This is a genomic window from Faecalicatena fissicatena, assembly GCF_016900595.1.
GTDB lineage: Bacteria > Bacillota > Clostridia > Lachnospirales > Lachnospiraceae > Claveliimonas > Claveliimonas intestinigallinarum.
The window spans coordinates 68,321-82,938 of the sequence record NZ_JACLYY010000007.1; the positions used below are offsets into that span (position 1 = coordinate 68,321).

The following is a 14,618-nucleotide window of genomic DNA, read 5'->3' on the forward strand; positions in this document are numbered from 1 at the left end:
AAATGAGACTGCGCACGAGCGCAATCTCCCACAGTGTAATCTTAAATCCTCACCGAAAGATCACGTTTGCTGTATTACAACAGGTATCCTGGCTCGGAACTAAAGCCTACTCCCCTGCCTTCCCACCCGTCAGCCGGCGGATGGCTTCCGCCGGCCCGGGCAGTGGCATACGCCGGGTTTCGTCATTCCTCACAGTAGAGTGAGCTGCTGTGGATTTTCACCACATTCCCTGTTCTCTCTTCAAAATAACATGTTCTATTCTATACTGTTTGAGGCTGTCCGTCAACTGCCTTTCCCGCAGTCCCTCTCCCCGGGCCTTTCTCCCAGGTTACAGCACAAGGGAGAGAAAGGTCCCCAGAACCGCAAATCCCAGTCCGACCCAGATAAAAATCCATCCTACAAGGGAGCCCTTGACCGGGATCCTTTCCACATAGGCTCTCTGGGGCTTCTCCGGGTCGTACCACACCGGGATAGAGGAGCCCATGGGGTACAGGCTCTCGGCCATGGCCCTCAGGTTCAGCACAGCGCCGCCCCGGATGTGGAGCACATCGTTCTCACTGATGTAGCAGCTCTGATTTTCCTCTGTCCAGTCCTTTGGGGAGAGGTTCCTGCGCACCTCCACTACGCCCCGGAACCTGCGCTTCTTCTCGTAGGAGACGCCGCCAATCCTGTAGGCCGCCACAGGGCTCGGCGTTCCGTTTACATAGCTGTACCGGACTACTGTCCCCATTGTCATGGCCGTGCAGCGACTCTTCTTTCTCTTTTCCAGCACAAGGACCAGGATCCCCGCCAGTATAAAGAGCAGTCCCGGGACTGCCAGCGTAAGGAACATCAGCAGCCCCACATTCACTCCCTCATTCATAGACCTCCTCCTTTATCATCCGTCTACGCCGTATATTTTCCGGCGATCTCAAGCAGTCTGTCTCTGTTGTCCTTCTCCCATTCGACGTAGGAAAGTCCGGAGGCCGCCGCCTCTTTTCCCACCTCCACGAGGAAAGCGGGAATGTCCTCCTGCAGCATGATCCCTGCCGCCTGTCCGAACCGCTCCTCCCCCTGCCTGTCACAGCCGAAGAAGAACACCTCAAAGGCCGGCCGGGGTGTCTTATCGATCATCTTCACGCCGCCCCGGAAGCCGATCTGCCCGATCTGGTGAGTGCCGCAGGATGAGGGGCAGCCGGAAATGTGGACTCTTGGAAGGGCAAATGCCGGAAGCTCCGCCTTCCGAACCGCCTCTACCGCCTCCTCAAGGAGAGTCTGGGAGTCCCGCACGCCCGCCTGGCAGATAGAGGCCCCGATGCAGGCCACGGAGGACTCAAAGGGCGTCCGGGCGCTGTCCTGGGTTGCGTCCAGCACCTGCTCCGCCTCCGCTCCTGTCAGATTGACAATGTAGAGGGTCTCGTCCGGCGCGATGCGCAGCTCCACTGCCTCCATGTCTTTGATCACATCGTAGAGTCTGCCAAAGACGGCCGGATCCGGGCATCCTCCAAGGGGGTGATAGAGGACAGAGTAGAGCCCGGCCTGCTTCTGCTCCAGGACGCGGCTGCCGGACACTCTCGTCCCGTCCGGCTTCTTGGTGATCTCCTCCGTCTCCACCCGGATGGTCAGATCCTCCCCGGCCTCCGCCTGGGCCAGCTTTTCCAGGAAGGCCTGTCTGTAGCCCTCGTCTCCCAGCTTGTCTCTCATATACCTGGTGCGGGCCTTTCCCCTCTGCTCATAGTTGCCGTGCTCCAGGAACACCTCCCGCATGGCCAGGATATAGTAGAGGATCCGGGACGGGTCCACCGCCTCTGCCATCAGAAGGCCGATCTTCGGCTGGTTTCCCAGCCCTCCTGCGCTGTACACGTCAAATTTTCCGTCCGGCCTGGCCACAAATCCCAGATCCCGGAAGGTGGCGTGGGTCACATTGGCCGGGCTGCTGGAAAAGCAGACCTTCAGCTTCCTTGGCATTTTCTTCGCGTCCAGGAAGGACAGGAGAAATTCCTCCGCCTTCCCGGCATAGGGAAGCACGTCAAAATACTCCCCTCTCTCAGTGCCGGACAGGGGCGGCGCCATGACATTTCTCGGAAAATCTCCGCCGCCTCCCAGGGTGATGATCCCGTGCTCCATGGCTCCCTCCATGATGCCGCAGACCGCGTCCGCGTCCAGATCGTGGAGCTGGATGGTCTGACAGGTCGTCAGATGGGCCCTCTTTACCTGATATTTTTCAATGCTCTGCGCAATGTACAAAAGCTTGTCCTTTGTGAGCCTGCCGCCCGCCATGCGCAGACGGATCATGCTGCATTTTCCGCCCCTCTGGGCGTAGCTTCCATATCTTCCGGAGTATCCCTTGTAATCATTCTTCGTGATCTTTCCCTCATAGAAATCCTTTGTCCTCTGTCTGAACTCCTCCAGCTCCTCTTTCCCCAATACAGGTGCTTTTCGTTCCATTCTCTAAATCCTCCTGCTATTTTTATTCTTCTACTTCCACAACCAGATAAAATCCCTTCTGGGTGTGCTCGATCCTGGCGATCCTTCCTTTTCTCGCCTTGATCCTCTCGTTGGTCCGGTAAATGCCGGACATGGCCACCGATGGCTCCACGAGATAGGTGTACCGCCCCGTGCTGGGGCTCCTCTCGCTGATCTCCACCTCCTGGCCTTCCTCCACAAGACCCTCTCTCTCCATTTTAAACCGTTCCTGCCTCATGGCTGTCTTCCTCTCTCTTTCATTGCCTGTCCCCGGCTGCTGCCGGGTGTTGCTTTCCAGTATAGCACATTTCTTTGCACAGAGTTGTGAAATCTAACAATTTCCTGTGTATACATGCCGAAGATACGCTGCTGCCCGCTCCCGGAGGGCATAGATCCGCTCCACGTCTGTGGCATCCCGGTCCCTCATACGGTATCCTGGCCCCTCCGGCGCAAAGCCATAGGGCCCCTCCGCCTTCAGTTTGTGGGAGAGGTCGCCGCTGCCCACAACCGCGATCCGGCGGTTCAGCCTCCCGGCTGTTCTCTGGATACATTGCCCCGTCTCCCGGGGAGATGTGAAAATAGTCCGCGTACATCACCGTGTGGGGCGACAGAATGACCACTGTGTCCGGCCGCCAGGCAGCCAGAGTCCTCGCAGCCTCGCGATAGGCGTCAGTAGTTTCCTGCACCCTTCTCTCCTCCCCCTGCCCGATCTCCGGGACGATGAGGGGCGGATGGGGAACCATGATCCCGTCTGCCACTGCCATACAAATTCCTCCCTTCTCCTTCTGAATGGGTACTCCGTCCTGTTCACAGCTCTATTATACCCCCATGAGGCGGGAATGTCATTGTGGGCTGTATTTTTTGAGGACTGTATTTGGGGCGTGCCGCACAGGCCGCATTATCGAGGAATGCATTTTAACAAAAAAGCTTTTGCAGGAAACAAAAAAAGCGCCGTTACAGGTCATGCCGCCTCTTAGGCGGAGCCTGCGCAGACGCTTTGTGTTCGGAATTCTTAAAACCAGCCTACTTTGCGCTGTCCAGCGCGAACTCTGAGAACTTTTCTCCCGCGCACGTCTCGTCTTCACCGTGAATCTGCACGAGCAGCGGCACATTGAGCTCAAGAGTCATAAGGCCGATAATGGATTTTCCGTCAATCCTGTCGTAGGGATTAGCCACATTCACCACATCAATATCTGATGTCATCTTCTGGCATACAGAGCAGAAGCTCTTGATCTGCTCCGGCGTAGCAAATCTTACTTTCATTTCAAACATACTTTTGTACCTCCGACATTCAAAAATGCTACTTTCGTAATATACACTATTTCGAATGATTTTGGTATATTTTTTCAAAAAAATCGTGTAAATTTTCCTCAGGGAGACATATTGCGTTCCGAAGAGACATATGCTATAATGCCAGTAGGCAAGAAAAGATATCAAGTCTCCATGTGAGGCGCATGCGAAGACCCCGGAGTGTACCAGACTCCGGGGTCTTCTATTCCTTTTTCCGGCGCGGAGGCTTAATCCGCAGGCTAGTTACCACTATTCATCACTGTCTAGCCATTTGCAGATAAGGTGGCAAACCACACCCGCCATGACAGTGACAAGAAAAGATATCAACAGCTCCATAGAAGCGCACCCCCTTTCCGTACCAAGGTATAGGGGCGGTAACATAACTATTATATCACGTCACTGTCTTCTATTCTACATTTTCCATAAATAATTTACATATTTTCATTTGATGAACATGGCGTCGCCAAAGGAGAAAAATCTGTATCTCTCCTTCACCGCCTCCTCGTAGGCGGCCAGCACATGCTCCCTCCCGGCCAGGGCGGAGACCAGCATCAGCAGGGTGGACTCAGGCAGGTGGAAGTTGGTGATCAGGCAGTCCAGTATCTTGAATTTGTAGCCCGGATAGATGAAGATATCAGTCCATCCGCTCCCGGCCCGCAGGTGCCCGTTTTCGTCCGCCGCGGACTCGATGGTCCGGCAGCTGGTGGTCCCCACGCAGATGATCCGGCCGCCCTTCTCCTTTGCCCGGTTGATTTTCTCGGCCTCGCTCTCCTCGATCTGATAAAACTCCGAGTGCATGTGGTGCTCCAGGATATTGTCCACCTTCACAGGGCGGAAGGTGCCAAGTCCCACGTGAAGGGTGACACTGGCAATGTCCACTCCCTCGTCCTTTATCTCCCGCAAAAGCTCCGGCGTAAAGTGCAGCCCTGCCGTGGGAGCTGCCGCCGATCCGCTGTGCTTTGCGTAGACTGTCTGGTAACGGTTCTTGTCCTCCAGCTGATGGGTGATATAGGGAGGCAGGGGCATCTGTCCCAGCTGGTCCAGTATCTCCTCAAAAATACCTTCGTAGGTAAAGCGCACCAGGCGGTTTCCCTCCTCCACCACATCGATGACCTCCCCGATCAGAAGCCCCTCTCCAAAGCTGATCCTGGCGCCCGGCTTCGCCTTTTTCCCCGGCTTCACCAGCGTCTCCCAGACATTATCCTCTTTTCTTTTCAACAATAAAATTTCTATCTTTGCGTCCGTTCCAATCTTGGAGCCGATCAGCCTGGCGGGGATAACCTTTGTGTCGTTGATCACAAGGCAGTCCCCGGGATGGAGGTAATCTTTGATCTCCCGGAACACATGGTGGGAGGTCTCTCCGGTCTCCTTGTCCAGCACAAGGAGCCTGGAGCTGGCCCGATCCTTCAGCGGATCCTGGGCGATGAGCTCCTGGGGCAGATCGAAGCTGAAATCCTGTCGTCTCATTTCCATATATCTATTCTTCCTTTCTACGCGGTACAGTGCATAACATAGCGATACAGGGAGCCGGATCGGTCCCCCTGTATCGTATCACATCTTCTCTGTCCGCGACAGCTTTATTTGCGCAGCTCGATTCCCATCTCCTCGAGAGCGCCCAGGATGGCGTCCATGGCCTTAGACACGTCCGCCTCCTCGAGAGTCCTGTCCTTTGCCCGGAACACAATGGAGTAGGCGACAGATTTATACCCGTCTTTGATCTGGGCTCCCTCGTAGAGGTCGAAGAGAGCATAGCTCTCCAGGTACTGTCCTCCCTTGTCCTCAATGACCTTCTCCACCTGTCCTACCATGATCTCCTTGGGCATCACCATGCTGATGTCTCGGGTCACGGCCGGGAACCTGGCAATTCCCTCGTACTTCCTGTCAAAGTTTGCCCGGGATACGACCTCAGGCATATCGATAACAGCCACGTAGGCCCTCTCGCCGATGCCGTAGGTGTCCGCCACATCCGGGTGAACCTCGCCCAGGTAGCCGATCACAGTTCCATCGTAAATGATGTTGGCCTGGCGTCCCGGGTGCAGGAAGGTTTTTCCTGCCTTGGGGTCATAGATTTCTTTCTGGGAGAGGCCTGCCTTCTCCAGGAACTCCTCCACAACGCCCTTCATGCTGAAGAAGTCTCCCTCCCCGTACATGCCGAGGGTAAACTGCATTCTCTCCTCGGGCAGCTCTGTCAGGGGCAGAGCCTTGGGAAGGTAAATATTTCCAAGCTCATAAAGCCTTACATTTTTATTTCTTCGGTTGTAGTTTGTAGCCAGGGACGTGAGCATGCCGTTTAAAGACATAGTCCTCATGATGCTGTAGTCCTCCCCAAGGGGGTTCATGATGCTGATGGCCTTTCTCTCCGGCGCGTCCTCGGGGAGCAGGAGCTTGTCAAACACCTTCGGGCTCTCAAAGGAGTAGGTCATGCCCTGACTGAAGCCGCAGTATTCCGCCACGTTTCTGGCCACCTCCTCGATGCGCAGCTTGAAGGACAGCTTTCCTGTGGTGGCCTCGCCTTTGGGAAGCGTGGTGGGGATATTGTCATACCCGTAGAACCTTGCCACTTCCTCCGCCAGGTCCGCAAGGCGAAACAGGTCGTGCCGGAAAGTGGGGGCAATCACTTCGTTTGTATTTTCATCGTATTCCAGATCGATCATGCGGAAATACGAGAGCATATCCTCCCTGGGGATGTTTGTTCCCAGGAGAGCATTGATCGCATCCGCGTCAAAGGGCACGCGGACAGGCTCTTTTTTCCTGCTGTAAACATCTACCATGCCGCCGACCACTTCGCCGGCTCCCATCTCCTCCACAAGCTGGCAGGCACGGTCAATGGCAGCCTGGGCGTTGTTGGGATCCAGCCCCTTCTCAAACTTGCCGGAAGCGTCTGTGCGCAGGCCCACCTTCTTACTGGACTTGCGGATGTTGGTGCCGTCAAAGCAGGCCGCCTCAAAGAGCATCGTCTTCACATCGTCGGTGATCATGGAGTTCTCGCCGCCCATGATACCGGCAATGCCCACGGATTTCTCCCCGTCGCAGATCATCAGCACAGAGGGATCCATCTGCCTCTCCTGTCCATCCAGAGTGGTGAATTTCTCCCCCTCCTCGGCGCGCTTCACAATAATCTCATGTCCGGCAATGGTGTCCAGATCATAGGCGTGCATGGGCTGTCCGTACTCCTCCATCACGTAGTTGGTGATATCTACCAGGTTGTTGATGGGACGGATACCCACAGAGGCAAGCCTTCTCTGCATCCACTTGGGTGAGGGGCCGATCTTGATATTTTTTACAACTCTGGCGCAGTATCTGGGACACAGGTCTGTGTCTTTCACGGTCACCTTGATATAGTCGTTCACATCCTCTTCATTTCCGGTCGGTGTCACCTGGGGCGGGCAAAACTTCTTGCGGAAGGTGGCCGCCGCTTCCCTCGCGATACCGATGACACTGTAGCAGTCCACCCGGTTGGATGTGATCTCGTACTCAAAGACCACGTCGTCAAGGCCCAGCAGCTTCACCACATCCGCGCCCACCTCTGTATCCTGGGGCAGGATGTAGATGCCGTTCTCCGGCGCGTCCGGATACATGTCCCGGCTGGAGCCCAGCTCCTCGATGGAGCACATCATACCGTTGCTCTCAATGCCTCTCAGCTTCCCCTTCTTGATCTTGATGCCGCCAGCCACACGGCTTCCCGGCTCGTGGCCTCCCGCCACGCGGCCTCCCGCCAGGACAACAGGCACCTTGTCTCCCTCGTGAACGTTGGGCGCGCCTGTCACGATCTGTATAGACTCCGCGCCCACATTCACCTGACACACGATCAGCTTGTCCGCGTCCGGATGCTTCTCGATCTTATCGATCTGGCCCACCACGATCCTGTCCAGATCCGCGTCCAGCTTCTCATAATTCTCTACCTTTGTCCCGGAAAGGGTCATGGCGTCCGTGTACTCCTGCGCAGTGACATCCAGATCCGGCACATATGCTTTTATCCATGATAATGATGTATTCATTGTATTCTCCTTTACGTTAATAGTTTAACAGGGGACGTAACACTTTTAAAAAGTATTACGTCTGAAATTACACTAACTGGTGTACTATTGTGTGTATTGTATCTAAAACTGCTTCAGGAACCGGATATCGTTCTCGTACAGAAGCCGCATGTCATCGATCTCATACTTCAGAAGAGCGATTCGCTCCAGGCCGACACCAAAGGCGAAGCCTGTGTACTCATCCGGGTCAATGCCGCACATCTCGAACACATGGGGATGCACCATACCACAGCCGAGGATCTCGATCCAGCCGGAGCCCTTGCAGAAGCGGCAGCCCTTTCCGCCGCACTTGAAGCAGGTCACGTCCATCTCGGCGCTGGGCTCCGTAAAGGGGAAGTGATGGGGACGGAATTTCGTCTTTGTCTCCGGCCCGAACAGCTCCTTTGCGAAGACTTCCAGGGTGCCCTTCAGGTCAGAGAAGGAAATCTTCTTGTCCACCACAAGTCCCTCGATCTGGTGGAAGGAAGGAGAGTGGGTGGCATCCACCTCATCGGAGCGGAACACGCGTCCCGGCGCGATCATACGGATGGGGAGCTTTCCCTGCTCCATGATGCGGGCCTGCACAGGGGATGTCTGTGTCCGCAGCACAATATCCTTGTTGATGTAGAAGGTGTCCTGCTCATCCTTGGCCGGATGGTCGGCGGGGATATTCAGCTTCTCAAAGTTGTAGAGGTCGTACTCGATCTCCGGGCCCTCCACCACCTCGTAGCCCATACCGATGAAAATGCGCTCCACCTCGTTTAGGGCGATGGTGTTGGGATGGCTATGTCCCACCATATTTTTCTTCGAGGGAAGTGTGACGTCGATGACCTCCTGCTTCAGTCTCTCCTCCCGGATCTTCCTCTCCATATTCTTCTTTGTCTCCTCCAGGAGCTCCTCAATGGCCGCTCTCGTCTCGTTGACCATCTGCCCTACCTTGGGGCGCTCCTCCGGTGCCACATCCTTCATAGCCTTCAGAACTGCGGTCAGCTCTCCTTTTTTGCCCAGGAACTTCACCCGCACTTCGTTGAGCTTTTCAGGCACATCGGAAGCTTCAATCTGACGGATCGCCTCTTCTTTAATGCTTTGTAATTTCTCTTTCATCATTTTTCTCCTTTTCTTTATGAAATGTAACACAGGGACGTTTTGATCGAATGGAGGACTCGGTTCTCCGTTCAACATTCAATAAAAAAAGCCTCATCCCTGAAAAGGGACGAGACATACAAACCCGCGGTACCACCCTGCTTCCCGCTGCGCTTTGCGCGGCGGACTCTCAGACATGCGTAACGTGCACAAAGACGGCACACCCTACTGGCCGATCAGACAGCCCTGTTCAGATGCGCGGCTCACGTGGGAAATTCGATCCTCATCTGAACCCGGGGAAACTTTCAGCCAGCGATCTCCCCTCTCTGCCGGAAAATGAGTCTCTACTTGCACGGTCAAAGCCTTTCTGATATTTCAATCGCTTTTTTCATTTTAACACAAGAAAACGGGATGTCAAGGAAAACCCTGCCCGCAGGCGGACATTTTTCCCTTGCGTCAGGAAAACATTTTGTCAGCTGTCAGCTTGTTCAGCTCACCTCCCAGCAGGATACTGTACATACAGCAGTAGAGCCAGAGCATGATCAGCACAATGGTTGTGAGGCTCCCGTACATATCTGAAAACCCCTGGAAAATATCCACATACACGGAGAACACCCAGGAGATAACCATCCAGGCCAGGGCTGTAAACACAGATCCCGGAATCTGCCTGCGGAAGGTATCCTTCCGGTTGGGGAGGAACTTGTAGATAAGCAGGGAAAATCCCATCATCACCACCGGCGTGATGACGGTCCGCCGCTGGATCAGCCAGTCCGCCACCGGCTTCAGGAATTTCACGTGGCTCGTGATAAAAATGTTCAGCGTGTTTCCAAAGACAGAGACCACAAGAAGCAAAAGGATGACCACGATAAAGAGCACCGTGTAGATGGTGGACCGTATCCGCAGGAAAACATAGTTTCTCGTCTCATGACAGCCGTAAATGCAGTTCAGTCCGCCTGTCATGGCCAGCACGCCCTTGCCCGCAGACCAGAGTGCCACCAACGCGGTCACAGGGATGATGCCCATGGACTGATTGTAGACCTGATTGACAATAGAGACGATCAGGGAGTCCACAGAGGAGGGAAACACCTGCACCACCGCGGTCATCACATCTGCCTTTGTGACCGGCGTATACTGCACCAGAGTCAAAAGCAGCAGGATGATGGGGATCATACAGAGCATAAAAAAATAAGCCGTCTGGGCAGCGTAAGCCCCCACATGGTCTTTTCCCACTTCCTCGGACACATCTATCGCTTTCTGAAAAATCTTCCTGATCATAGTCCTCCCCCGCTGTCATTTTTCAGGCAGGCAGCGGCTCACCCGCCATTTTTATAGAGAAATCATACCATCTGCCCGCAAAATATTCAAGCTGATTTCTCCGCCGTTCCTCTGTCCATCCCTCATCCGATCTCCACATCCCGGTAGAACAGCTGCAGGATTTCCCTGTAATCCGCCCCCTGCTTTGCCATCTCATTGGCCCCGTTCTGGCTCATGCCGATGCCGTGGCCGAAGCCCCCTCCGCTGATGACAAAGGTGTCGCCGCTCCTCTCTATGGCAAAAAATGCGCTGGGCAGAAGGGACGTACTCTGGCTGGTGCTGCCATCATTTTTCGTGATGGTGTAGCCGCTCCCGCCCAGGGCCGCGCGTATCTTGTTCTCCGTGTCCACCGTGACGCTGCCCGCGTCCCCGGAGGCCACGATCTGCAGGGCCACATCTCCGGGCCCCCGCTTTGTCACCTCCACGCCGGAGAGGGTACCCACATTCACCCCTGTATTTGTGCTGACAAGAGCGGACAGGGTCTGGACCGGTACCTGGGCCGTCCATCTGTACCAGGGCAGATCCTTCTCATAATCCCCGTTGTCCCCACAGACATTCACGCTCTGCAGGTATCCGCCTCCCTCCCCGGGGTCTGTTCCCCAGGCCTCCAGACTGGTGGTCCTGCCGCAGGAGGTTGAATAATAGTATGTGGTGGCGATCTCCCCTTTATACCTGACAACCTGTCCCTCCGTCTCAGTCACGGCCCGGGTGCTGCTCTCCTGCCTTTCACTGTTGTTGTACACCTGAAAATCCGTGCTGTCGTTGACATGGGCCTCATACTCCGGATAGCCGTAGGAGGTCATCTGCCGGAAGGCGTAGCTCCTGGCGCACACCGCCTGGGCCTTCAGGGCCTCCAGCTCGTAGGAGGCGGGCATCTCGCTTGGCACCACGCCGCACAGGTAAGTCTCCACGGGAAGCTCATTGATTACCGCTATACCGCCGGAGGCCGCCCGCAGCTCCAGGGCCCCGCTGTAGGAGGGGACACCGCAGCCCCTCTCTACGCTCTCCAGCCTGATCTGCCCTCCCTGGCCCAGAGACTCGATCCGTATATTCCCTTTCTGGAACCGGGCATCGTCCGGGAGGATCTGATATATATCCGCCTTGTTCCACTCAATACTCTCCCCTGCGCAGCTCACCCGCAGTCCCGCGTCCGAGGAGACTCTCACTTCATTGTGGATCTCGCCGCCATAGCCCGTTGTCATGAGGAGCACCCGGATCGTGCTCCCGGAGGTAGGCTCCGGCAGCTCTCCCTCCGGCACGTCCAGCCTGCTCTCCGTGTCCGTGCCTCCAAAGCCCCCCTCCTCCCGGGAAATCATGTGGACGATCCCGGTTATGAAAAGCAGCCAGATGAAAATGGCTGCTACATATCTTCCATAAACATTTCTCTTTCTTCTTTTTCTGAATGATGTTCTTCTCAAAGCTGTCCCTTTTTGCACCTTTTTCTTAAATGTATGAAAAAAGACAGCTGCATATACGCAGCTGCCTTTCATCTTTTGTACATCCCCAAAATGCCGGTTCCTGTATTTTGACTCCTAGCCGCAGCCAGGTGGGCGTCCGCATCTGTTTTTCTGTCTTCCACTGCTAGTACGGAGGCCTGACATATTACAGAGATAATAAGAGTCCCGTTTAAAGTTTTGTAGGTTCAAAATTACAGGAATTGTCGAGCATCCCAGGTTTCCTAAAGACATTATACTCTATTGTCTCCATCTTTTCAACTAAAATATACTTCCTGTATTTACCTGTTCTTTACACAGATTTTTCTTTTCCGTCCTCCGTCCGCAAAAAAGCAGCCCAGATCACGAAACAGTCGTCCTCCCTGCAGGCGCCAATCTGCCCGCCCATCTGCTCTGTCAGAGTCCGGGCGATGGACAGCCCCAGGCCAGTGCTCCCGCTGCCGTTTTCCACCGTATAGAACCTTTCAAAGAGCCTGGCCGCCTCCACCTCGTCAAGTCCTGACGCGTGGTTGGCAAAGGTAATTCGACCGTCCGGATGCAGGGTGATCTTCAGGTCTCCGTCGCTGTACTTCACGGCGTTGCTGATAATATTGCCGAAAATCCGCAAAAGTCCATCCCGGTTGGCATACACAAAGACCTCTTCCTCCGGCATACGTATATCCGGCGTGATCCCTTTTTCCTTCAGGACTCCGTAAAATCCGGCAGCGCTCTCGGCCAGGACAGCTCCCAGGGAAATCCTCTCCCGCTCCCTATACTTTTCCGTGGAGACAATGACGGAGTATTGGAACAGCTCCTCCGTCAGCTTTGTCATGGCCTGGATGCGGTTTTTCATGACGTCCAGATACTCCCGCACTTCCGGGGAGACCTGCTCCCCGTCCAGCAGCTGCATGTAGCCGCAAAGGGCGGTGAGCGGCGTGCGCAGGTCGTGTGAAATGTTGGTAACCGCCTTTTTCAGCTCCGCGTCCCCCTGCTCGTACCGCAGCCTCGCCTGACGCAGATCCTTCATCTGCCTGTCCAGCTCCGCGGCAAGGGCCCTCATCCTCCCGTCCATGGCGCCGATGTCGACCCCCACATTGGTGTCCTCCTCAAGCCGTGCTCCGCACTGGAGACGCAGCTCATCTGCCCCTCTTCTCATGGAAACTATTTTTATCCCCAGTCCCGCGCAGACCAGCAGGAGCAGGCAGCAGACGCCTCCCAGCAGATACATACTTCTTCCTCCTCTACTTCAGATCCTTTCTCCGGAAGCCGAGCAGCCCGGCCACTGTGCTGAAACCCCCGACGATTACGGAGTACAGGCCCAAAAGGGCGGGATGAGCCGAGTTCAGTCCCGCAACCACATATCCCTGGGCCATGGGGATAAACTCTGTGAGAAACTCATAAATCTTCCTCTCTTGTCCTGTCAGATATCTCTCATTTCGGACTGTCTCCATGATGAAGCTCCCGTCCGCCGCCTTTGTGGCGGCATCATAGAATTCCGGTGCGGAGAGCGCGTTCATCAGGTAGGTGCTGTACATGAGCAGAGCAAAGGTCACCACCTGGCAGAGCACTGCCACCGCTGCCCTGTTCTGGCAGAGCATGGAGACCATGGTATAAATGGCAACCTCACAGCAAATGAGGAGCGCCCCCACCAGGGTGTAGGTTCCGACCGGTCTGAGGAATGCTGTTTTAAACCCGAACATGGGCACTCCCATGATGGTAGCTACCGCCATAAATGCAGCCTGCATCAAAAGCCCTCCCGCCGCGCAGGTCAGATAGCCGGACAGATAGATACCGCTTCTGGAGCACCCTGTCACAAGCTTGTTCCGGATCGTGCCGTCACTGTATTCTGTCCCGAGAAACAAATTCGTGAACGCTGCCAGGGCAATGCAGAGCATTATATAAGAATTGACGTAGATCCTCGGCAGCGCATACGACATATTCATATCATAGTTTACCATGGAGTTATACTGGGCAAGACAGATGGCCGCACTGAACAGCATCACCACCCCTGTAGCGATCCAGAAGACCTTATCCTTCCAGAGCCTGGCGAAATCCGCCCGCAGAAGCTTACGCATGGCTCTCACCTCCCATCAGGTTGATGTAGTAGCTCTCCAGACTCTCGTCCTTCTCCGTGAGTGCCAGCACTTTGCAGTCCTCGGCCTCCAGGGCCAGAACCATCTCCGTCACATCCCATTTGCCGAACACATCGGCGCTGTTTTCCGAGGTGACCTTGTACTCCATCTGCCTCTTTTCCAGCACCCGGACAAGGGCCTGGATGTCCGTCACTTCCACGCGGGTACATTTCCGGCAGCTATCCTCCAGCTCCTTTGCGCTCACCTCCCGGACAATGTGTCCTGCATCGATAAAGCCGTAGTGGGTGGCCAGCCTGGACAGCTCGTCCAGAATGTGGCTGGAGATGAGGAAGGTGATCTTTCTCTCCCTGTTCAGCTTTAAGATCAGCTCCCGTATCTCAATGATCCCCTGGGGATCCAGTCCATTCACCGGCTCGTCCAGCACAAGGAAATCCGGATCCCCGGCCAAAGCCACGGCTATGCCCAGCCTCTGCTTCATGCCCAGGGAAAAGTTTTTTGCCTTCTTCTTTCCCGTGTCGCCCAGGCCCACAAGCTCCAGCAGCTCCTTTATTCCCTCAAAGGAGGGGCGTCCCAGCACCCGGTACTGCTCCTTCAGATTGTCCTCCGCCGTCATGCCGCCATAGATGGAGGGAGTCTCCACCACAGCCCCCATTCGTCTCCTCTCCCGCGAAAGGTTCCCCTCCGTATTTTTCTTCCCGTACAGTGTGTAGGTGCCTGAAGTGGGTGTCTGCAGGCCGCAGATGAGGCGGATCAGTGTCGTCTTTCCAGCCCCGTTTCGCCCCACAAAGCCGTAGATGGCCCCCTTTTCCACATGCATGGACAGTCCGCCCAGGGCCTTGAAGCTCCGGTACTGCTTGGTCAGATTGTCCGTGGTCAGCACATATTCCATAAAATCACCTCCTTGTCATCATTCATTCCAGAGCTCTTCTGAGCTCTGAACTCAT

Annotated in this window: 13 protein-coding genes, 1 other RNA gene and 1 riboswitch; all 14 genes read right to left on the reverse strand. The window is 55.3% G+C overall.

Going from position 1 to position 14,618, the window contains the following annotated elements:
* Positions 1-61: 61 nt before the first annotated feature.
* Positions 62-273: riboswitch (cobalamin riboswitch) on the reverse strand.
* 55 nt (positions 274-328) lie between these two features.
* Positions 329-862: a DUF3592 domain-containing protein gene (locus H7U36_RS08635; RefSeq protein WP_205156022.1), complete on the reverse strand. Its 534-nt coding sequence runs from the start codon at positions 860-862 to the stop codon at positions 329-331.
* A 23-nt stretch (positions 863-885) separates the two neighbouring features.
* On the reverse strand, positions 886-2,427 hold the full coding sequence (locus H7U36_RS08640; protein ID WP_205156023.1) for a nitrite/sulfite reductase: 1,542 nt from the start codon (positions 2,425-2,427) through the stop codon (positions 886-888).
* Between the two features lie 22 nt (positions 2,428-2,449).
* Positions 2,450-2,683: a hypothetical protein gene (locus H7U36_RS08645; RefSeq protein ID WP_205156024.1), complete on the reverse strand. Its 234-nt coding sequence runs from the start codon at positions 2,681-2,683 to the stop codon at positions 2,450-2,452.
* A gap of 19 nt (positions 2,684-2,702) precedes the next feature.
* Entirely contained in the window at positions 2,703-3,209 is a 507-nt protein-coding gene (locus H7U36_RS08650) for a DODA-type extradiol aromatic ring-opening family dioxygenase (RefSeq protein WP_330637069.1), read from the reverse strand.
* 259 nt (positions 3,210-3,468) lie between these two features.
* Positions 3,469-3,717 (reverse strand): HPr family phosphocarrier protein, encoded by a 249-nt coding sequence (locus tag H7U36_RS08655; RefSeq protein ID WP_138303096.1) that lies wholly within the window; start codon positions 3,715-3,717, stop codon positions 3,469-3,471.
* 459 nt (positions 3,718-4,176) lie between these two features.
* On the reverse strand, positions 4,177-5,202 hold the full coding sequence (queA, locus tag H7U36_RS08660; protein ID WP_205156050.1) for a tRNA preQ1(34) S-adenosylmethionine ribosyltransferase-isomerase QueA: 1,026 nt from the start codon (positions 5,200-5,202) through the stop codon (positions 4,177-4,179).
* 110 nt (positions 5,203-5,312) lie between these two features.
* Positions 5,313-7,733: a phenylalanine--tRNA ligase subunit beta gene (pheT, locus tag H7U36_RS08665; RefSeq protein WP_138303097.1), complete on the reverse strand. Its 2,421-nt coding sequence runs from the start codon at positions 7,731-7,733 to the stop codon at positions 5,313-5,315.
* 102 nt (positions 7,734-7,835) lie between these two features.
* The gene (gene pheS / locus H7U36_RS08670) at positions 7,836-8,855 is read right to left on the reverse strand and encodes a phenylalanine--tRNA ligase subunit alpha (RefSeq protein WP_033126359.1); all 1,020 of its coding nucleotides are present in this window, start codon (positions 8,853-8,855) and stop codon (positions 7,836-7,838) included.
* Between the two features lie 435 nt (positions 8,856-9,290).
* Positions 9,291-10,109, reverse strand: coding sequence for a YihY/virulence factor BrkB family protein (locus tag H7U36_RS08675; RefSeq protein WP_033126360.1), 819 nt, complete (start codon positions 10,107-10,109; stop codon positions 9,291-9,293).
* Between the two features lie 122 nt (positions 10,110-10,231).
* On the reverse strand, positions 10,232-11,566 hold the full coding sequence (locus tag H7U36_RS08680) for a SpoIID/LytB domain-containing protein (protein WP_243426733.1): 1,335 nt from the start codon (positions 11,564-11,566) through the stop codon (positions 10,232-10,234).
* Between the two features lie 78 nt (positions 11,567-11,644).
* Positions 11,645-11,827, reverse strand: a non-coding RNA gene (ssrS, locus tag H7U36_RS08685) — 6S RNA.
* Positions 11,828-11,894: 67 nt separating this feature from the next.
* Positions 11,895-12,809, reverse strand: a complete 915-nt coding sequence (locus H7U36_RS08690; RefSeq protein ID WP_205156026.1) for a sensor histidine kinase — start codon at positions 12,807-12,809, stop codon at positions 11,895-11,897.
* A 13-nt stretch (positions 12,810-12,822) separates the two neighbouring features.
* The gene (locus tag H7U36_RS08695; RefSeq protein ID WP_205148387.1) at positions 12,823-13,656 is read right to left on the reverse strand and encodes an ABC transporter permease; all 834 of its coding nucleotides are present in this window, start codon (positions 13,654-13,656) and stop codon (positions 12,823-12,825) included.
* Complete coding sequence (locus H7U36_RS08700) at positions 13,649-14,563, reverse strand: ATP-binding cassette domain-containing protein (protein WP_191428622.1); 915 nt, start codon at positions 14,561-14,563, stop codon at positions 13,649-13,651. Before H7U36_RS08700 ends, H7U36_RS08695 begins: the two co-directional genes overlap by 8 nt.
* Positions 14,564-14,618 lie beyond the last annotated feature (55 nt).